General features: G+C 62.1%; 19 protein-coding genes. 7 read left to right on the plus strand and 12 right to left on the minus strand.

Annotation, left to right across the window (positions count from 1 at the left end; translation table 11 throughout):
* Nucleotides 1–4: 4 nt before the first annotated feature.
* Complete coding sequence (locus tag Q0030_RS10595) at nt 5–376, plus strand: hypothetical protein (RefSeq protein ID WP_298366253.1); 372 nt, start codon at nt 5–7, stop codon at nt 374–376.
* Nucleotides 377–858: 482 nt separating this feature from the next.
* Here Q0030_RS10595 and Q0030_RS10600 read toward each other — a convergent pair whose 3' ends face one another.
* The 7 genes from Q0030_RS10600 to Q0030_RS10630 all read right to left on the minus strand — a co-directional run bounded on the left by Q0030_RS10600 (nt 859) and on the right by Q0030_RS10630 (nt 7,179).
* Entirely contained in the window at nt 859–1,077 is a 219-nt protein-coding gene (locus Q0030_RS10600) for a hypothetical protein (RefSeq protein WP_298366255.1), read from the minus strand.
* Nucleotides 1,078–1,172: 95 nt separating this feature from the next.
* Nucleotides 1,173–3,374 carry a xanthine dehydrogenase family protein molybdopterin-binding subunit gene (locus Q0030_RS10605; protein WP_298366257.1) on the minus strand — a complete coding sequence of 734 codons (2,202 nt, stop codon included), beginning with the start codon at nt 3,372–3,374 and terminating at the stop codon, nt 1,173–1,175.
* Nucleotides 3,375–3,384: 10 nt separating this feature from the next.
* Nucleotides 3,385–4,365 carry a xanthine dehydrogenase family protein subunit M gene (locus Q0030_RS10610; protein WP_298366259.1) on the minus strand — a complete coding sequence of 327 codons (981 nt, stop codon included), beginning with the start codon at nt 4,363–4,365 and terminating at the stop codon, nt 3,385–3,387.
* A complete protein-coding gene (locus tag Q0030_RS10615) occupies nt 4,362–5,012 on the minus strand; it encodes a 2Fe-2S iron-sulfur cluster-binding protein (protein ID WP_298366261.1) in 651 nt (216 codons plus the stop codon). The genes Q0030_RS10610 and Q0030_RS10615 overlap by 4 nt, the downstream gene beginning before the upstream one ends.
* On the minus strand, nt 5,009–5,470 hold the full coding sequence (locus Q0030_RS10620) for a cupin domain-containing protein (RefSeq protein ID WP_298366263.1): 462 nt from the start codon (nt 5,468–5,470) through the stop codon (nt 5,009–5,011). Before Q0030_RS10620 ends, Q0030_RS10615 begins: the two co-directional genes overlap by 4 nt.
* Complete coding sequence (locus Q0030_RS10625; protein ID WP_363323441.1) at nt 5,467–6,549, minus strand: aldo/keto reductase; 1,083 nt, start codon at nt 6,547–6,549, stop codon at nt 5,467–5,469. The genes Q0030_RS10620 and Q0030_RS10625 overlap by 4 nt, the downstream gene beginning before the upstream one ends.
* Nucleotides 6,550–6,717: 168 nt before the next feature.
* A complete protein-coding gene (locus tag Q0030_RS10630) occupies nt 6,718–7,179 on the minus strand; it encodes a hypothetical protein (protein WP_298366265.1) in 462 nt (153 codons plus the stop codon).
* A gap of 79 nt (nt 7,180–7,258) precedes the next feature.
* Here Q0030_RS10630 and Q0030_RS10635 point away from each other — a divergent pair, with 79 nt between their 5' ends.
* The gene (locus tag Q0030_RS10635; protein ID WP_298366267.1) at nt 7,259–7,393 is read left to right on the plus strand and encodes a hypothetical protein; all 135 of its coding nucleotides are present in this window, start codon (nt 7,259–7,261) and stop codon (nt 7,391–7,393) included.
* 104 nt (nt 7,394–7,497) lie between these two features.
* Here the strand turns inward: Q0030_RS10635 and Q0030_RS10640 are convergent, their stop codons facing one another.
* Nucleotides 7,498–7,743 (minus strand): hypothetical protein, encoded by a 246-nt coding sequence (locus Q0030_RS10640; RefSeq protein ID WP_298366269.1) that lies wholly within the window; start codon nt 7,741–7,743, stop codon nt 7,498–7,500.
* A 658-nt stretch (nt 7,744–8,401) separates the two neighbouring features.
* Nucleotides 8,402–9,334 (minus strand): NAD(P)-dependent oxidoreductase, encoded by a 933-nt coding sequence (locus Q0030_RS10645; RefSeq protein ID WP_298366271.1) that lies wholly within the window; start codon nt 9,332–9,334, stop codon nt 8,402–8,404.
* Between the two features lie 409 nt (nt 9,335–9,743).
* On the opposite strand from Q0030_RS10645, the gene Q0030_RS10650 reads away from it, so the two are divergent.
* Both Q0030_RS10650 and Q0030_RS10655 read left to right on the plus strand, forming a co-directional pair.
* Nucleotides 9,744–10,424: a response regulator transcription factor gene (locus tag Q0030_RS10650; RefSeq protein ID WP_298366617.1), complete on the plus strand. Its 681-nt coding sequence runs from the start codon at nt 9,744–9,746 to the stop codon at nt 10,422–10,424.
* Between the two features lie 59 nt (nt 10,425–10,483).
* Nucleotides 10,484–11,851 carry an ATP-binding protein gene (locus Q0030_RS10655; protein ID WP_298366273.1) on the plus strand — a complete coding sequence of 456 codons (1,368 nt, stop codon included), beginning with the start codon at nt 10,484–10,486 and terminating at the stop codon, nt 11,849–11,851.
* A 74-nt stretch (nt 11,852–11,925) separates the two neighbouring features.
* Here the strand turns inward: Q0030_RS10655 and Q0030_RS10660 are convergent, their stop codons facing one another.
* Together Q0030_RS10660 and Q0030_RS10665 are read right to left on the minus strand one after the other, a co-directional pair.
* Nucleotides 11,926–13,275, minus strand: a complete 1,350-nt coding sequence (locus Q0030_RS10660; RefSeq protein ID WP_298366274.1) for a sorbosone dehydrogenase family protein — start codon at nt 13,273–13,275, stop codon at nt 11,926–11,928.
* Entirely contained in the window at nt 13,272–13,721 is a 450-nt protein-coding gene (locus tag Q0030_RS10665) for a DUF2231 domain-containing protein (protein ID WP_298366276.1), read from the minus strand. Before Q0030_RS10665 ends, Q0030_RS10660 begins: the two co-directional genes overlap by 4 nt.
* 273 nt (nt 13,722–13,994) lie before the next feature.
* Here Q0030_RS10665 and fdhD point away from each other — a divergent pair, with 273 nt between their 5' ends.
* From fdhD to cydB, 3 genes are all read left to right on the plus strand, one after another.
* Nucleotides 13,995–14,822 (plus strand): formate dehydrogenase accessory sulfurtransferase FdhD, encoded by an 828-nt coding sequence (fdhD, locus tag Q0030_RS10670; RefSeq protein WP_298366278.1) that lies wholly within the window; start codon nt 13,995–13,997, stop codon nt 14,820–14,822.
* A 148-nt stretch (nt 14,823–14,970) separates the two neighbouring features.
* Nucleotides 14,971–16,374, plus strand: a complete 1,404-nt coding sequence (locus Q0030_RS10675) for a cytochrome ubiquinol oxidase subunit I (protein WP_298366280.1) — start codon at nt 14,971–14,973, stop codon at nt 16,372–16,374.
* 2 nt (nt 16,375–16,376) lie between these two features.
* Nucleotides 16,377–17,366: a cytochrome d ubiquinol oxidase subunit II gene (gene cydB / locus Q0030_RS10680; RefSeq protein WP_298366282.1), complete on the plus strand. Its 990-nt coding sequence runs from the start codon at nt 16,377–16,379 to the stop codon at nt 17,364–17,366.
* 215 nt (nt 17,367–17,581) lie between these two features.
* Here the strand turns inward: cydB and hemA are convergent, their stop codons facing one another.
* Nucleotides 17,582–18,847 (minus strand): 5-aminolevulinate synthase, encoded by a 1,266-nt coding sequence (gene hemA, locus Q0030_RS10685; RefSeq protein WP_298366283.1) that lies wholly within the window; start codon nt 18,845–18,847, stop codon nt 17,582–17,584.
* Nucleotides 18,848–18,907 lie beyond the last annotated feature (60 nt).

An 18,907-nucleotide genomic window follows, 5' to 3' on the forward strand; every position in this document is an offset into this window, starting at 1 on the left:
CGCGGTGATCGTCGGTACCGTCGGGGGGATCAACGCGACCCCGGCTGTCGTGACCGGAATCGCCGGCGTGGGAAGCATCGCCGCAGAGCTGACACCGAGATTACTGATCTCCGTCGATCCCAGGGGCAGGCCGGCGCGCGGGCTTCCGCCGAGCGTCGTTGGCGACGTCGAGGTAGGGCTCGACGATGCGGTGACATTGGTTGAACCGGATCCGCACATGCCCGACATGCCGGCGGTATCGAGCGCGCCCGACGAGGTTGACATGGTCGAACCTTGCGTCGGGCCCGACATTGCCGAATTCGACGACGGGTCGACCGACATAGCCGTGCTGCCGGCACCGGCCGAGTTGCCAATCGCCATTCCGCCGCCGTCATAGGTCGACGTCGAACCATACATTGAGCCTGGCGCGGCTGCGAGCGTTGAGCACGGGGTGCCGGTCGCCGGAACGGAAATGCTGCCGGTAACGGTTGGAGCGGGGCTCACGCCCGAGGAAGGCAGCTCGGTCGCGCCCAGACCGATCCCGACAGGCGAAATCGGCGCGCCGTTCACGCTGCCAAGCGGAGAGGTAGCGCCGACCGCGGGAGTCGGGAGAGCGATTCCGGTCATTTGCGCAACCGCCGTTCCCGAGGCGAAGAAGGCAAGACACGCAGCGATCAACCAGCTTCTCACGTTCGTCTCCATTCGAATGAGCTGATCGGAAATCTATCGATCGTTGCTCGCGTGCTCTTGCCCGTTTGCACGAAAATCGCCCGCTGGATGAGCGAGGAAAAATGAGACCCGCCGAAGCGGGTCCATTCTTCAGGCCACTGATGTGCCTGCGACATCGTCGTGCATGGGCGTCGAGATCGCCTAGCAGCATCAGTTGTTCAGTTTTGGACCGCCGTGATAGACGTGCGCATTGGGCGCCGACGCTGATGTCGGCATCTGCGGTTCATGCGCGGCATACGGATTGTACGTGTAGACGATGGTCCGATCGGATTCGCGAGGCATATAGCTTGCGCTCGCCGCCGCCAGAGCCGGAGCGGCGAGTGCAACAAGCATTGCAGTGGATGTGATGACGGTCGATACTGTTCTCATGATCTGTTCCTTTTGTCAGCCCCTCGCAAGCGATTTGGACGCTCCACGAAGAGATACAAGCCGGCGCGCGAGGAATTGAACGCGTCGTTGCGCGCTCAAGCTTGCTTAGGCAAGGCGGCGAGCACCTTATCGAGTGTGATCGGGTAGTGTCTGACGCGGGCGCCGCAGGCATTAAACACCGCATTGGCAATCGCCGCGCCGGCACCGCAGATTCCGAGCTCACCAATACCTTTGCTCTTCAGCGGATTGGAATGTTGATCCAACTCTGAAATGAAGACGGCATCCAGGCTGGCGGGAATATCCGCGTGTACCGGCACGTGGTATTCGGCCAGATCGTGGTTGACGAAATAGCCGAAGCGAGGATCGAGGACGAGATCCTCGTGCAATGCGGCGCCAACGCCGAACACCATTCCGCCGATGGCCTGTGACCGTGCCGTCTTGGCGTTCAGGACCCGCCCGGCCGCAAATACGCCGAGCATGCGCCGCAGGCGTACCTCTCCGGTATCACGATCAACCCCGACCTCGGCGAAGTGCGCGCCGTACGATTGCTGGGAGAATTCCCTGTTGTTACGGCCAGGCTTGATTTCGCCATCGGCTTCGACTCCGTCACCGACCAGCTCCAGCAGACTGACAGCACGTTCTCCCGTCACAATGTGTCCGTCGATAAACTTTGCCGTACCGGCATCCATGCCGACACTGTCCGCCAGCTTCTTGCGCAAGGCTTCACAGGCTTCGAATAGCGCGGATCCGGCGCTTGCAGCACCGAAGGAGCCGCCCGAACCGGCCGCTTCCGGAAACAACGTGTCGCCCAACTCGACGCGCACGCGATCAATCGGTAGTCCAAGCATCTCAGCAGCAATCTGTGTCAGGATCGTATAGGTTCCGGTTCCGATATCGGTCATCGCCATCCTCACCCAGGCCGATCCGCTCGGATCGAGCCGGACAATGGCTTTCGAAAAGCGCAGGGGATTACCCCGGCTCGCTGCCGACATGCCCATTCCGACCAGCCAGCGTCCATCCGGCACTTGACCGGGCGTTGCATTGCGCCTGTCCCAGCCAAACCGACGTGCACCCTCGTGCATGCAGGCAACCAGGTGGCGACTGGAGTAGGGAATGCGCTTTTCAGGGTCTTCCGCAGGCTCGTTTCGGATCCGGAGCTCGATCGGATCGAGCTTCAATTTATTGGCGAGTTCATCCATCGCGCATTCCAGCGCGAGCAGGCCGACAGATTCGCCGGGAGCGCGCATCGAGGATGCGACGGGTATGTCGAGCGGTACCAGGCGATGTCGTGTCTGCCGATTAGGGCCGGCGTAGAGTGACCGTGTCTGCAACGCCGCAGCCTCGTAGACCTGTTCACCCGGCAGGTTGCCGGAGAAGACATCGTGGCCGATCGCGACGATCAGGCCATCAGAACCCGTGGCGAGACGGATCCGCTGGATGGTATCCGAGCGGTGTGTCGTCACATGGAAGATCTGCTGTCGGGTCAGTGCAACCTTGACGGGTCGCTTGAGATATCGTGACGCGATCGCAGCGAGGATGGCGTCGGCGTTGACCCACAGCTTGCCACCGAAGCCGCCGCCGATGAACGGGCTTACCAGACGTACCTTCTCAACAGGGATATCCAGCGTTCTGGCAACGACTTGCCGTCCCTGGTTCAGCATCTGATTGGCAGTATGCAGAGTCAGATTGTCGCCATCCCAAACCGCCAGCGTCGCATGGGGCTCCATCATCGCGTGGCTCTGTAGCGGCGTGCGATAGGTTACATCGATTTGTATGGGAGCGTCAGCATAGGCACCCGGGAAGCCGCCGATCTCACTGTCGGCCGGTGCACCGTCGGGCTGATGCGGAATACGTGCCAGGTCGAGGTGGTGAGCCAGGGAGTAGTGCCCCTTTTCACGATCATACTCGACCTTGAGCAGCAAAGCGGCAGCCCTCGCTTGCTCGAATGTCTCGGCGATCACGCAGGCAACCGGTTCGCCGTAGTGGGATACGAGAGGGCCCGTTAAAACCGGGTGCGCCTCACGGTGGTTGCCGTTACCCTGCCGGGGTGCGTTGCGATGGGTGAGGATGAGCTTGACCCCCGGCGACTGTTCAGCCGCATAGGTGTCAATTGCCGTTATTCGTCCCTTCGCAATCGACGCTTCGACGACAAACCCATACAGCACGTCCTGTTGCATCTCATAGGCGTAGCGTGCACCACCAGTGACCTTGAGTCGTCCGTCCACCCGATCAAGCGGCTTCCCGACGATCTTCTCCGCGTCCAGCGCATTCGCGCCGACAGGCGTATCCATATCCATTGGCGTTCTCTCAGGTGCGGGCGATCTCGCCCAGCACGCCATGCAGAGTGCGGCGGGTGAGCGGAATCTTGAAATCGTTGGCACCAAATCCGCGCGCGCCCTTCAGCGCCGCGTCGGCTGTCGCATCGATGGCCCTGGCGTCGGCAGCCGTATTGGCGAGAATCTGCTCGGCGGCAGCAACCCGCCACGGCTTCGGCGCGAGTCCGCCGAAAGCGAGCCGCGCGGAGCGGACGCGACCACGCACATTGTCGATGATGGCGGCGACCGAGACCGGTGCAAACGCATAGGACGCGCGATCGCGAACCTTGCGGTAGACTTGGGTGCCAGGAGGGGGCGGGGGCAGAGTTACTGCCGTGACGATCTCGCCGGGGGTCAGGGTCGAGTCGACTTCCGGCGTGTTGCCTGGAAGACGGTGGAACTCGGCGATCGGTATGCGGCGGGTTTTGCCTTCGCGATCGATTGTCTCTACCTCCGCATCGAGTGCGCGCATCGCCACTGCCATGTCGGAGGGATGCGTTGCGATGCAGTCATCGCTCCCACCCAGGATTGCATGGATGCGATTGAAGCCGGCAAGCGCCGAGCAGCCCGAGCCGGGAACGCGTTTGTTGCAGGGTTTGCTGATGTCGTAGAAGTAATAGCAGCGCGTTCGCTGCAGCAAATTCCCCGCCGTCGTCGCCTTGTTGCGCAGTTGTGCGCTCGCACCGGCGAGCAAGGCACGGCTCAGTACGCCGTAGTGCTGCCTCACGCGTAAATCTGCTGCCAAGTCGCTATTGCGGACCAGCGCGCCGATGCGAAGACCTCCATCTGTCGTTTCTTCGACCTTGTCCAACGGAAGGTGGTTGATGTCGACCAAGGTAGACGGCGTCTCGATCTGCAATTTCATGAGATCGAGCAGGTTCGTTCCGCCGGCAATGATCTTGACGCCGGGCTGGCTTGCTGCAGCGGCAGCATGCGCGGTCGACCGCGCGCGCTCGTAAGTAAACGATTTCATGTCATCTTTCCCGCCGCTTCCTTGATCGCTGCGACGATGTTCGGATAGGCCGCGCAGCGACAGATATTGCCGCTCATCCGTTCGCGAATTTCGTCGTCGCTTAGCTCAACCGCCGGCCGGGTGAGATCCGCCGTAACATAGCTTGGCGCCCCTCCACGGCTCTCGGTGAGCATTCCCACCGCTGAGCAGATCTGGCCAGATGTGCAGTAGCCACACTGGAACCCGTCATATTCAATGAATGCAGCCTGCATGGGATGCAGGTCTTCGCCCGAAGCGAGCCCCTCGATGGTCGTGACTGACTGGCCGTCGTGCATGACCGCTAGCGTCAAGCACGAGTTGATGCGACGCCCTTCGACGAGCACGGTGCAGGCGCCGCATTGACCGTGATCGCATCCCTTCTTTGTTCCGGTAAACCCAAGATGCTCGCGCAGGGCATCCAGCAATGTCGTACGCGGATCGAGTACGAGCTTGTGAGGGTGCCCGTTGACCCGAAGCTCGGCCGAGATCGGGCAAGGTCCCCCTTGAGCCGCATCCGCGGCAACCGAGACATGTGGAAGAGCGCCGAGCAGCAGCGCGGTGGTACCCGTCTCAATGACAGTCCGGCGCGTGACTTCTATAGTGGGCAGGATGTGTTGATCGTCATTCATGTGTGTATCGTCGTCGATGTGCGGATCGAAATCGGTGGGGTGCTTTCGGCTCTTGACCAGAAGGCGTCCGGAAGATTGACAACGATGGGTGTTGACGTACTGCGCACCACGATCCAACGGAAGGGCTGGAGCCGTGACGGATTGATTTCCATGTGCGGAACGAAGGCCGGAACGTGAATGAAGTCGCCGGCATGCGCGCGCGCAGAGAACTCGCCCTTGTCGCCCCAGCGGACTTCGCACTGACCCGACAGGACAAACGCGATGGTTTCCTGTTCGCCGTGGTGATGGATCCCGGTTCGTGCACTAGGCTCGACTTCGAAGAGTCCGCCCCAGATGCTCGAAGCGATGCCCAGCGTTGGTCCTATCGCGGCATAACGCAGGGAGCCGGAGGTTTGGGCCGTCGCCAGATCGAAGTGATCCCGGGTGACGACATGGATCATGGGTCCGGCGGCCATCATGCAGCCTCCCGATCGGGAGGCGCCATGAATTCGGGGCCGACGGGATCCTTGATGGTCATCTGGAGAATCCGGTCGATCACGGCCATCGCGGCCTCGTCGATCCGCCAGCCGAGCGCATCGGCAATCGGAGAGAGCTGTTCTGCGCGTCGGGCGCCCCACAACGCGATGTTCAACTCGCCACGATCAAGCACCCAGCGCACAGCTAGATCAAGCACTCGCCTGTTGAAGCGTTCTCGCGCGAACTGGTCCAGGCGCCTGACGCCGTCCAGGTACTGCTCATAGCGTGGCGATCGAAACTTAGGGTCGCTCTTGCGCAGGTCGTCGCCAGTGAAAGCGCTCGGTGACGACATCGTGCCGGACAGCAGGCCGCGGCATAGCGAGCCGTAGGCGAGGAGGGCGATCTTGTTCTCCCGGCAATAGGGGAGGACGTCCTGCTCGATTGCGCGTTCGAACAGATTATAGGGAGGCTGAGCGGTATGCAGCGGCGCGACCTTGCGGAATTCGTCCATTTGCAGCGGGCTGAAGTTGCTGACGCCGACGGCTCGGATCTTGCCGTCGCGATGCAGCGCGCCGATTGCTTCGGCGGTTTCGGCAATGCGTGTATGCGGATCGGGCCAGTGCACCTGATAGAGATCGATAACATCGGTTCGAAGCCGACGGAGCGAATTCTCGACCTCCTCGATGATGCGCACCTTGCGGGCGTTACGGAACGGTTTGTCGTTCTTCCAATCAAGCCCGACCTTTGTGGCAATGATCGCGCTCCGGCGCAGCCCGCCGGCAAGGGCCTTTCCAACAATCTCCTCGGAACGGCCGAACCCATAGACCGGCGCGGTGTCGATGAGATTGATTCCACGATCGAGCGCTTCCCGGATCGTCCTGATCGCATCGCCTTCATCGGTCCCGCCCCACATCCAGCCGCCGATCGCCCATGTTCCGAGTGCGATACGTGATGCACGGATTGACGTGCCGGGAATGTCGATGAATTCCATATTCGTGCTGGGTGCGCGGACAATCGTCATTGCTTGCTCCTGCTTGATCTGGGACGCGTTCTCGCGGGCGTTGACGTCCTGCGCGGACATCGATGGCGCGTGCAACACGTTGACGGTGTTTGTGTGGGTCACCTGCGAAGCCCGGGTTATGGCCGCCGGGATCGCGACGCCATTAAATTGGACTTCAGAGTAGTCACTTTGGATTGAGGACCATCGGTCCGGGTCCGCGAATGCACCCGGACCGAAGACTAAGTGCGACTAGCTGCAGCTCAGCGGCAGCGGCTGATCGGGGTGCAGTGCATACCAGTCGTCACAGGTGGGATCGCTGTAATAGTAGCCGTACCCACGCGAGTACCTGCCGTAGTGATGCATGCCGTGCTCGTGGAAGTTCGCACCGAGGTGATCGCCTCCGACATGTTCGCCACTGACGTGGTCCATGCCGCCGACATGAACGTCTCCGCCGAGACCGCCGACGTGCATGCCACCGATGGGCGCACCGGCACCCATGCCGCCGAGATGCGTGCCGCCGCCGATGCCGCCGAAGTGTCCGCCGCCGCCAAATCCGCCCATGTGGCCGCCACCGCCGAAGCCGCCGCCCATGTGGCCTCCGCCGCCACCACCGAAGCCTCCGCCGCCGCCACCTCCGCGTGCGTCAGCCGCGCCGACGGCGAACGCAGAAACAAGAGCTGCTGCTGCCAGGATCATCATTGCTCGTTTCATCAGAATTCTCCTCTGTGCCTAGGGTCTCGCCGGTCAATCTTGGACGGGAGCGTCACTGCGCGACCCGTCGGACCCTGCGATGATTGGAGAGCTAGGAGCGATCGGCGGCCCTGCCACTAAATTTGCTTTCAAGAATGGCTGGCGGCGGCGTTATCGCGGCAAGTTGAAACTGCGCAAGCCGGAAGCGTTGATCGCCAGCGCCGATGCCAAATGAAAATGAAGCGGGCTGGAACAATGTCCAGCCCGCTTCACAATTCGCAACGGCGTTGCGTCGCTTGCGTAACGTATGACAGCAAAGCGATGCGTGTCGGGGACGGATTAGAATGCGCCCGTGCCCGGTTCGCAGGGAACGTTGTCGCCGGTCCACGGCGCCGTCGCAAAAGCGCCGACGCGCGGCGCCGGAACGCAAGCGCGTTCGCCCGGGTAGACGGGCGCGTTCGTCGCAGCGGCATTGGTCTCCACCGCAACGCGGCTGGCGACCACGCCGTGCTCGCGAGCCATTGCGGGCGTAGCGAGCGTTGCGACCGCAATCAGTCCGGCCGACAGAATTTTGAGATTGGTCATTGAGCTTCTCCGTTGAAACAGCGGGCCAGGTCGATCGACAGCCCGCACCTGCAGGTGGGATCGCGACGGATCAGCCAAACACACGATGTGTTCACGTGAGTTCAATGCGGCGTGAGCTGCCAACAGACAAGGCGCATCGTGGCCAGGGGCATCTTGCTCGTGGCGCGCACCTTTGCGGCGCGCGAGGCGACAGGAGTGATCGATCACTTCGCGGTGCGTCCACTGCGGTGCGTGCGAATTCGCAACGTCGGTATCCAAGCGGGCGACATGTGAAGGACGTCAGGCGGGCCGCGCAGATCTACCGATGTCGCGGCGCGCGCACTCAAAGGAGCAATTTATGCCTGTCAAGAGAACCGGAAGATTCCTCGTAGCGCTAGCTCTGCTGATGACCAGTGTACCACTTGCGTCGCATGCCAGCTGCGTGCCGACGCAAGGTCACGTCCTGCGACTCGGTCACCTCATGCGGTCTCATGTCCGCATTCATCAAAGCAGGATTGGCTCGGTGCAGAAGACATCGCCCACGCGGGATCCAAATTATGATCCGTTTGCCGACATGTGGTTGGGCTGACGTGACTTCGGCGCAGGGCGCTCAACGCTAGACCAAAAAGGGAGGCGACGCTCAAGGACGGAAGGTCAGCGCGTCAGAAGGGTCAAAGGATCAGAGCCCGGCTTCCTCTGAAGCGACGAGGCCGAGCGCAGTCCAGTCAAGCTTGCCGTGACCGCGCGCGATACCGGTGATCAGGCGGTCACGTACCACCCCGACAGACGGCATCGGCGCGCCTGCAAGCTCGGCTTCCGTCAACGCGAGGCGTACGTCCTTGAGTGCGAGTGGCAGCGCCAGTCCGGCCTCGTAGCTTTGGGCAATGATCCTGTTGCCATAGTTCTTGTGGACGCGGCTGTCGAACATCGTGCCAGTCATGATGTCCACGAATTGCTGTGGATCCAGTCCACGCTTGCGCAGCACGGTCACGACTTCACTCAGCACCTCGAGCGCCGTTGCGGTCATCATGTTGCCGAGTAGCTTGATCAGGTTGGCCTGCGCCGGATCGGTTCCGATGACGAAGGTCCGGCCCAGCGAGTCTGTCACCGACCGGCAACGTTCGCAGGATGCCGGACTGCCGGCGAGAATGACGGACAGCTGTCGAGCCTTGGCGGCATCCGGGTTGCCGAACACCGGTGCGGCAACATAGCCCTGGCTGCGGCGTTCATGCGCATGCAGAAATTCCGTGGACGCCGTGGTGCTGATGGTGCTCATCGACATATGGATCGCGGCAGGCTGCAAGCCGTCCGCAATTCCGGATGATCCAAAGAAGACGTCTCGCACCGCTGTGTCATCCGGCAACATGGAAATGATGACGTCGCTGTCGAACAGATCGGACAGATTCGTGGTCGCTGCCACGGCCAGCGCCTGCAGGTCGCCGACACGTTCCGAACGACGCACATACGCACAGACGTTGTGACCGTCGGCTGCCAGATTGGCCGCCATGGCCGTGCCCATCAAGCCGAGCCCGACAAATCCGATCTTGCTGGGCTTCAGGCAATCCACAGGGGCATCGCGTTCGGTATTCCCTTCGTCGACATTGTCCAGCATAGCGGCTTTCCTTTGATCGCTCGCCGGCGAAGCTAGGTGGCTGATGGAAGGAAGTCGTCTAAAATCGAGTTCAGAGTTGGTGAGCGACAGTGGGCGCCGGAAGGGAAACGCTCCGGAACAGCGCGACCGGGACCGGGCGACGCCCGGCGGCGGATACGCAAATCTCTCTGAATCGCAATTTAGTGGCTGCGCCTCCTCGCAGGGGCTATGTCTCCCGAGGGCGCCTCGCCGTGCTTTGCCAAGGCGGCATATCCCCCGGAGCGGACCGCGCTGCGCTCGCGCAAGTGGGCGGACGGCGCGGTCTGGCTCAATCCAGCAATTTCGGCGGCCCCCTATGACTTTGCGAACCAGCGAGCATATGATTTCCTCCGAACCGGTTGGCCGTTTTGGAATATCTGAGATTGAGGCGATGACGAAGGTTCTTCTGATCGAGGACGACGGCGGAACGGCCGAGGAGATCGTGGCCGAGCTCAGCGAGCTCGGCTTTGAGATCGAATGGGCAGCGAACGGGATCGATGGTCTCGACAAGGCGCGCACGACCCATCCTGACGTGCTGGTCGTCGATCGGATGCTTCCCGGCATGGACGGGCTTGCGGTCATCGAGGCATTGCGAAAGGACCAGGTCGGTACACCGGTGGTGGTGCTGAGCGCGCTCGGCGCAGTCGACGAACGGGTGCGCGGCCTGCGAAGCGGCGGCGACGACTACCTCACGAAGCCCTTTGCCGTCGTCGAACTGATTGCGAGAATCGAAGCCCTGCTTCGTCGCCCGACTGATAGCCGCGAGACGACGTTGCGGGTCGGCCCTCTCGAGCTCGACCTGATCGAGCGGACGGCAAGGCGCGACGAGCGCGACATCGAACTTCTGCCGCGCGAATTTCGTCTCCTTGAATACATGATGCGGCGAAGCGGTCAGTTGTTGACGCGGGCGATGCTGCTCGAGGAAGTCTGGAATTACAAGTTCGTGCCGGCAACGACCAATCTCGTCGACGTGCATATGGGCCGTCTGCGGCACAAGATTGATGGGCCGGGAGAACCGCAGATGATCCACAACGTCCGGGGATCAGGGTTTATTCTGCGGGCACACCAATAGGACGTCACCCGCCCCAGTCCGGCGATCGGATGAGGTCCGGAAACCGACCGGCGAGATCGATGCTACAGCTGCAGTTTATACGCTCGAACACGTTTCGCTGGGCCTCGGCGGTGGCCGGCGTTTTTGCGGTATTCGTGGTCGTGCTGTTCGGTTTCATCTATTTGAAGATCGACAGTTATCTGATTGCCAGAACCGATCGCATGATCGGCATGCAGCTTGATTTCATTGCGGCTCTTCCGAACGGCCGTCGCACGGATGCGATCTCCGATCACCTTGGACAAGACTCCCGGGGCGTCCAGTTCGCCGGCTTGTATGATCACGCCGGTGCCCGGCTCGCCGGCAATCTCGCAGGTCTGCCCGAGGGCTTCAGGACCGACGGATCGGTGCAGCCCTTGCGAGCGGTGCGAGTTGGTCAACCCGCAGGTGGTGATCCGCTGATTCGGGCGGTGGGCAGGCGTCTGGAGGGCGGCGACGTCCTTGTCATCGGACGGAACGTCGACGAAACGCATGAGATATCGAGCGTTGTAGGACAGGCGCTTGCGCTGGGCCTTCTGCCGGCCTTCTGCCTTAGTCTGATCGCGGGAGCCTGGCTGAGCCTGCGCGCTCAGCGACGCGTGGAAGAAGTCAATCAGCGGGTACGCCGGATCATTGCCGGCGACCTGCGAGAGCGTCTGCCGCATAGCAATACCAACGAGCCCTTCTCGAGGCTGGCCGCGATCGTGAACGGGATGCTCGATGAAATGGAAGCGATGATTAATGCGCTTGCCGGCGTCGGCAATGACATTGCCCATGACCTGCGAACACCCCTGACGCGTGCCCGGCTGACATTGGAACGCGGCCGGACCCACGCCAACTCGCTTGAGCAGCTCCAGGAGGTTACCGACAAGGCGATCGGAGGCATCGATCAGTCACTCGCGATCATCACTGCGCTGTTGCGGCTGACGGAGATCGAGAACAGCCGCCGTTCGGCGGGCTTCGGCAACGTCGACCTTCATGAAATTCTGCGAGAGGTGTGCGACGTCTACGAGCCGATTGCCGAGGACAAGGGTATCAATCTCGGTGCCGATATCGACCGCAAACTGCAGGTCTGGGGCGATCGAGATCTGCTGTTTGAAGCAATCGCCAATCTCGTCGATAACGCAATCAAGTTCACGCCGTCCGGCGGCAAGGTGAGCCTCGAGCTGATGCGGGGTGAGAAGGAAACGATTGTTTGTGTGACCGACACGGGACCGGGAATCAGCGAGCATGAGCGTGAAGCCGTGCTGCGCCGGTTCTACCGCTCCGACAAGATCCGCAACACGGCTGGCGTTGGGCTCGGCCTGAGCCTTGTGGCTGCAATCGTCAAGCTGCACGGCTTTCGGCTGACGATCCACCCCGGCCCCGGGGGCCGCATAGAACTCGTCTGCCCTGACAAGCAGGACAGCTAATTCCCCGACATTCTTGCCTGCGCCAGGAGGTCGGCGTCACCTCGCCGGCGACGTCGACCACCTGGTTCTGGCAGTCAGGAGGCGGGCTTGGTCGGAGCGGGCTTCTCCGCGGAGGAGACGCGCCACACGGCGTTGCCGACGTCATCGGCGATGAGCAGAGCGCCGGAGCGATCGACTGCCAGGCCAACCGGTCTGCCGTGTGTGCGATTGTCCGCGTCAAGGAAGCCGGTGACGACATCCTGCGCAGGGCCGGAGGGCTTGCCGTCCTTGAACGGCACGAAAACCACCTTGTAGCCATTGAGTGGAGTGCGGTCCCAGCTGCCATGCTCTCCGACGAAAGCGCCGGCCTGGTAGTTCGCAGGCAGATTGTGGCCAGACGACATGGCCAATCCGAGCGGTGCAACGTGCGAACTGAGCGCGTAATCCGGCACGATCGCCTTCTCGACCAGATCGGGTCGTTGTGGTTGAACGCGCGGGTCGAGATGGCGGCCATAGTAGCTGTACGGCCAGCCGTAGAAGCCTCCGTCCTGCACCGAGGTGAGATAGTCCGGCACGAGGTCTGGCCCAATCTCGTCGCGTTCGTTGGCAATTGCCCACAGCTTGCCGGTCGTGGGCTCCCATTGCAGCCCGGTCGGGTTGCGCACGCCGCTGGCGAAAATGCGGTGAGCACCGGTGGCACGATCGATCTCCCAGATCGCGGCGCGCTCGTATTCGGCCTGCAGGCCGTTTTCTCCGACGTTGCTGTTCGATCCGACGCCGACGTAGAGCTTGGATCCGTCCGGGCTCGCCAGGAGGCTCTTGGTCCAGTGGTGATCGATCGGCCCGCCCGGAAGATCGGTCAGCTTGGTGCCCTTGTCGGTGATGCTGGTTTGGCCGTCCTGATACGGATAGCGCATGATCGCATCGGTGTTAGCGACGTAGAGATCGTGACCGACCAGAGCCACGCCGAACGGCGAGTTGAGGTGGTCGAGGAACACGGTACGCGTGTCAGGGATGCCGTCGCCGTTGGTGTCGCGGAGCAGCGTGATACGGTTGGCATCCTTCGCCTTTGCGCCAGCAAACCACTGTACGACACCAGTGATCAGGTCCTTGGGACGGAAGACCGGCGCCTTCGGGCCGTTGCTTTCGATCACCAGCACGTCACCATTCGGCAAAACGTAGAGCGATCGCGGGTGCTGCAGTCCGGTGGCCAGGGCATGGACCTGCAGTCCTTGCGGCACCTTGGGCGTCTGCGATCCCCAGCCCACGGGTGTTGCGATCCGGATCGGAGGCACAAGGTACTGATGCAGCGGTGGCAACGCCGGGTTGGCGCCGATCTGCACCCTCGGATCGCCGCCCGTATCGTCGCAGCCCGCAAGTCCCAATCCGGCGACCGCGACCATCAAGGCGGCGACGCGCGGCAAGCTCTTCTTGAGTTCGGTCATGCTCTTGCTCCCAAATGGCGGCGATTGGTCAACGTCCAGCGTGGCGAGACCGTCGACAGCAGAAGGGCCAGGGTCAGGCCTGAAAGAATCAGCCCCGCAGGAACGACCGCGGTGTAGCCGTCGCGGCTGTGAACGAGGACATTGATAATGGACAGCACGGCCGCGGACGCATAGGCCAGTGCTCGGATCCACGCCGGTCTCTGGCCACGAAAGAGATCGATCACCGCAACGAGCGCGACGAGCGCGGCCATGACCAGTCCCCCGGTTATCAGCCAGACGGAAAACCGCTCCCACGTCACCTCGGCGGTTCGCCAGTAAGCCAGGTCGGTGACGAACGCCGCGGCGAAATAGGCGACTGGAAACGGCACCAGGATCTGGTGAATCGGTTGTCGGTCGGGCTTTGCCAGCGGCCGGCCGACATCGGCGGCACTTATAAGTTCGCTCACGATTGTTTGCTCCTTCCATTCAGGTTCGCGTCTTGCGCCCGCGGAAGCGGCTCTATGTCCGCATGCCTGACTAAGGCGCGTCTCCCGCAAGTATCGTCACCTGGGGCGGATCATCTTTCGAATTCGCACGCAAGCATCGCGGCAAGCGACCTGACATGATCCGGGGACGGCCGAGTGCGGTCGTGCAAACAGGAAACCGCGAAGCGTGATGGGAAAGAAATTGTCAGAGATCGGGGCATTCTCAGCCCGGGAACGCAGTCCGGAAGGATAGCAATGATTGTCGATCGCTCGCTCAGGCAACGGGCCAAACTCATCTGGCGGGGCGGAAACCCCACCTTGTCGTCACGGTTCGTTGCCGAGGAGGAGGCGATCGCGCTCACCTTTGGCGGATCGACCCACGCCGTGATGATGGCGACGCCCGCCGATCTGAATGATTTCGGCGTCGGCTTTGCCCTGACTGAAGGGATCATCGAAAGCACTGATGAGATCGCGAGCATCGATATCATAGAGAGCAGTCTCGGGGTCGAAGTGCGAATGTGGCTAGACGACGATCGCGCAGAACAGCTCATGGCACGTCGCCGCGCCATGGCCGGCCCGGTCGGTTGCGGATTGTGCGGGATCGAGAATCTGGAGCAGGCCCGCCTGCCGCCGCCGAGGGTATCGAGCCATGCGACATTTCGTGCGCGCGATCTCCTGCAAGCCGTAGCGGCGCTCGCACCCCTGCAACAGCTGAATCAGAGGACGCAGGCCGTGCACGCGGCGGCGTTCTGGCGACCGCACGGCGGCATCAGCCTGGTGCGGGAGGATGTCGGGCGCCACAACGCACTCGACAAGCTCGCCGGCGCGCTTATGCAGCAGGACATCGCGCGAGCCGAGGGAGCCATTCTCCTGACCAGCCGTGTATCGGTCGAGATGGTGCAGAAGACCGCGCGGATCGGCGCGCCTGTCCTGGTCGCGGTGTCGGCGCCTACCTCGCTCGCGATCGAGACGGCAGATCAGGCGGGAATATGTCTGATTGCAGTCGCCCGTGCGGATGGCTACGAGATCTTCACCCACCCCGATCGCATCGACTTCTCGGATTCGCGCACCGTCGCGGTCTGAATGCTGCCTCTGTCTCGCGCGGCCGTCCGCCCGATCCAACACGCGTGCAAATCCGCAAGATTCATTCGCTTCGAAAATGGCTCGTTCGAGGGGCACCTACGTGCAACCAGGCGGAAACATCCCGCCCGTCAGGTGAAGGAAAGCTCAGATGGACGCCACGGCGCTGCTTCTCTCGAGGATACAGTTCGGCTTCACCATCTCGTTCCACATCATCTTCCCTGCCTTCACGATCGGCCTTGCGGCCTGGCTGACCGTGCTCGAGGCGATGCATTTGCGGACCGGTCGTCCCGTCTATCAGGCGCTGTTCGAGTTCTGGCTCAAGATCTTTGGCGTTGCCTTCGGCATGGGTGTCGTCTCGGGGGTCGTCATGGGCTTCGAATTCGGCACGAACTGGAGCGTGCTCTCGAAGATGTCCGGCCCGATCCAGGGGCCGCTGCTGTCCTATGAGACGTTCACGGCCTTCATGCTGGAGGCCAGCTTCTTCGGTGTCCTCATCTTCGGTCGCAAACGGGTTCCGCCGTGGTTCTATCTGTTCTCGACCGCGATGGTGTCGCTTGGGACGACACTGTCGGCGTTCTGGATCATGGTCAACAACAGCTGGATGCAGGTGCCGGTGGGCTATTTGCTGCAGAACGGCTACTTCGTTCCGGACGACTGGACCAGGATCATCTTCAATTCGATCGTCTGGTCGCGCTTCCCGCACATGCTGCTCGCGGCGTATCTCACCGGCGCGTTCTGCGTTGCCGCCACCGGTGCCTGGTATGTGCTTCGCGGCGACGGTTACGCGGAGACGAGGGTGATGCTGCGGATGGGTCTCTTCCTTGCCGCACTGCTGCTTCCGGTCCAGCTGGTGTTCGGTCATCTGGTCGGCGACTACGTTCACGATTATCAGCCGGCGAAGTTTGCGGCCATCGAAGGCCGTTGGCACGACGAGCAGCCGGCGAGCGAGGTCCTGATCGGACTGCCTGATGCGGCGACGGCAAGCAACAAATACGAAGTCAAGGTACCGATCCTCGGAAGCATCATCGGCAGCATGAGCCTGTCGTCGAAGGAAGTCGGACTGAACGATTTCCCGCCGCAGGACCGCCCGCCGGTATTGATACCGTTTCTCACGTTCCGTATCATGGTCGGTTGCGGGCTGGTCATGCTCGCGGTCGCCTGGCTCGGGTCCTACCTCAGCATCAGGCGTCGCCTGCGGCGAAACCGCTTCATGCTCTGGACTATCTTTCTGAGTTTCCCGCTTCCGTTCATCGCAATCCTCACCGGCTGGTATGTCGCCGAAGTGGGACGGCAGCCTTGGGTGATCTATGGACTGCTGCGGACGGCGGATGCCGTGACACCGTTCCTGACGGCGCCCGCGGCGATGACCTCGCTCGTGCTGTTCGGCGGAGTCTACCTTTTCATCTTTTCGTTCGGCACTTTCTACATCTACCGCCTGCTGCGCGCCGGGCCGACGCGACTAACGGTCGAGCCGTTGCGTGGTGCCTCGCCAAATCGTCCAATGTCGCTGGCCGAACCGGAACTTGCCGAACCGGCGACTGCAGGAGAATAGAGATGGTCTTGTTCTGGGTAGCACTTCTTGCCGTCAGTATACTCGTCTACCTGCTGCTCGACGGGTTTGACCTCGGTGTCGGCATGTTGTTCGGTCTGACCCGCAGCAATGCGGACCGGGACACAATGCTGAGCACCGTCGCCCCGGTCTGGGATGGCAACGAGACCTGGCTGGTGGTCGCCGGCGTGATCCTGTGGGGCGCGTTTCCACTGGTCTACTCCACGCTGCTGTCGGCTTTCTATCTGCCTGTCGTGGTCATGCTGCTTGGACTGATCCTGCGCGGCGTCGCCTTCGAGTTTCGGCACAGGGCGACATCGCCGTCTCGCTGGATCTGGGACCTGAGCTTCGTCGGCGGATCACTGGTCGCGAGCTTCATGCAGGGCGTCACGGTCGGCGCCCTCGTGCAGGGATTGAAGTTCACGGACGGGGTCTATGCCGGCGGTGTCTTCGGATGGCTCAGTCCGTTTTCCATCCTGTGCGGCATCGGGCTGTGTCTTGGCTATGCGCTGCTCGGCGCCTGCTGGCTGGTCCAGAAGTGCCATTCCGAAGTCCGTGACGCGGCACGCCGGCAGATTCCTGTGCTGGCGACCGCTGTGCTGGCGTTTCTGATCATCGTCTTTGTGCATGCCTTGATCGAGAACCTTCCGATCATGCATCGCTGGCTTGACCGGCCCTATCTCTTCGTCTTTCCCGCGATCGGCGCTGTGGCCGCGGCCGTCCTGGCCAGCAGCATCCTGCATCACAATGACCGTTGGCCGTTCTTCGCCGTCGCGGTGATCTTCAGTGCTTCTTTCGGGACCCTGGCGCTATCGTTCTGGCCCTATATGATCCCGTTTGCGATCACGATCGACGAGGCGGCGGCGCCTCACGCCAGCCTCGCCTTCATGTTTTGGGGCGAAGGTCTGTTCGTGTTTCCGCTGATGCTGCTCTACGCCGCCATGGGATATCGGGTCTTCGGAGGGAAGGTGGAAACGAAACCCGGTCAGCACTGAACGCCGGGCGTATCCGCGGAAACGTTCGCAGCATTTCGCTCGAGTGCGGTGTCGATCCGTCGCGGAAGTGCGCAACGCATCACATCGGGATTGGTGAACCGGAAACGCGACGCCACATGCCGCGGCGGCCCGTCGGTATCTTCAAGCGAGCGTCGCGCCGAATCGACCACCGCCCATGTGACGGCGGTGTCGCTATGGGCGATGGCGTTCTTGGGCTATTGTCGGCTTGCAGCGAGAGACAGCCACCGTGGCTCCGCACGCCGATTGTGCGTCGCCAGGGGAAGGCCAAGCTCTCGCCAGACCCAAATCAAGGCGTCGGCCAGCTGCTCGACCAACCGGTCGTCATGCGCCGGAGTCGGTGTAATTCGGAGCCGTTCGGTTCCTCTGGGCACCGTCGGGTAGTTGATCGGCTGAATGTAGATGCCGCACCTGTGCGGCAGGAGGTCGCTCGCCCACCGGCATAGTTCGGGATCTCCGACCATGACCGGGACGATATGTGTCTCGGTCGGCATAACCGGCAAACCGGCCTTACGCAGGGCGGATTTGGTTGCTGCGACGGACCGCTGCTGGCCGACGCGCTCGCAGTGCGAATCCTTGAGGTGGGCAATCGACGCCCTGGCCGCCGCGGCAATCGCCGGAGGAAGTGCAGTCGTGAAGATGAAACCCGGCGCATGGGAACGCACCGCGTCGATGACCGCACTCCGCCCGGCGATGTAGCCGCCCAGCGTACCGAATGCCTTGGCAAGCGTCCCTTCGATGACGTCAATTCGATCCATGACGCCATCCCGTTCGGCGATGCCCGCTCCGCGCGAGCCGTACATCCCGACCGCGTGCACCTCGTCGAGATAGGTCATCGAGCCATAGCGATCCGCAAGATCACATATCTCCTTGAGTGGCGCAACGTCGCCGTCCATGGAATAGACGCTCTCGAAGACGATCAGTTTCGGGCGGTCGTGGGGTGCGCGCGAAAGCAGCTGCTCCAGATGTGCGAGATCGTTGTGCCGCCAGACCTGCTTGGTACAGCCAGACGAACGGACACCCTCGATCATGGAATTGTGGTTGAGTGCATCGGACAGGATCAGGCAGTCGGGAAGGAGCCGGGCAATTGTCGCGATGCCGGTCTGGTTCGAGACATACCCCGATGTGAAGACGAGCGCGGCCTGCTTGCCGTGCAAGTCGGCAATTTCGGCCTCAAGTTCGACGAGTGCGCGATTCGTGCCGGAGATGTTGCGCGTGCCGCCGGCGCCAGCGCCCATGCGGCGTGCGGTGCTGCACATCGCCTCGATTACGTCCGGATGCTGACCCATGCCGAGGTAGTCGTTCGAGCACCAGACGACAACGTCTCGCCTGCCGTCCGGACCGTTCCAGACGGCGTGGGGAAACTGTCCGGCCTTCCGTTCCAGATCGGCGAACACGCGGTATCGCTGCTCGCGCTTGAGAGCGCTGATGGCGTGTTCAAAGTTGCCGACATAGTCGAACATAATCGAACTCCCTGCGAAAGCATCCCATCGGCGCGCCCGACCGGGACGAACTGTGCCTGT

The sequence above is a fragment of the uncultured Bradyrhizobium sp. genome (assembly GCF_947648125.1).
In the GTDB taxonomy this organism is placed as follows: Bacteria; Pseudomonadota; Alphaproteobacteria; order Rhizobiales; family Xanthobacteraceae; genus Bradyrhizobium.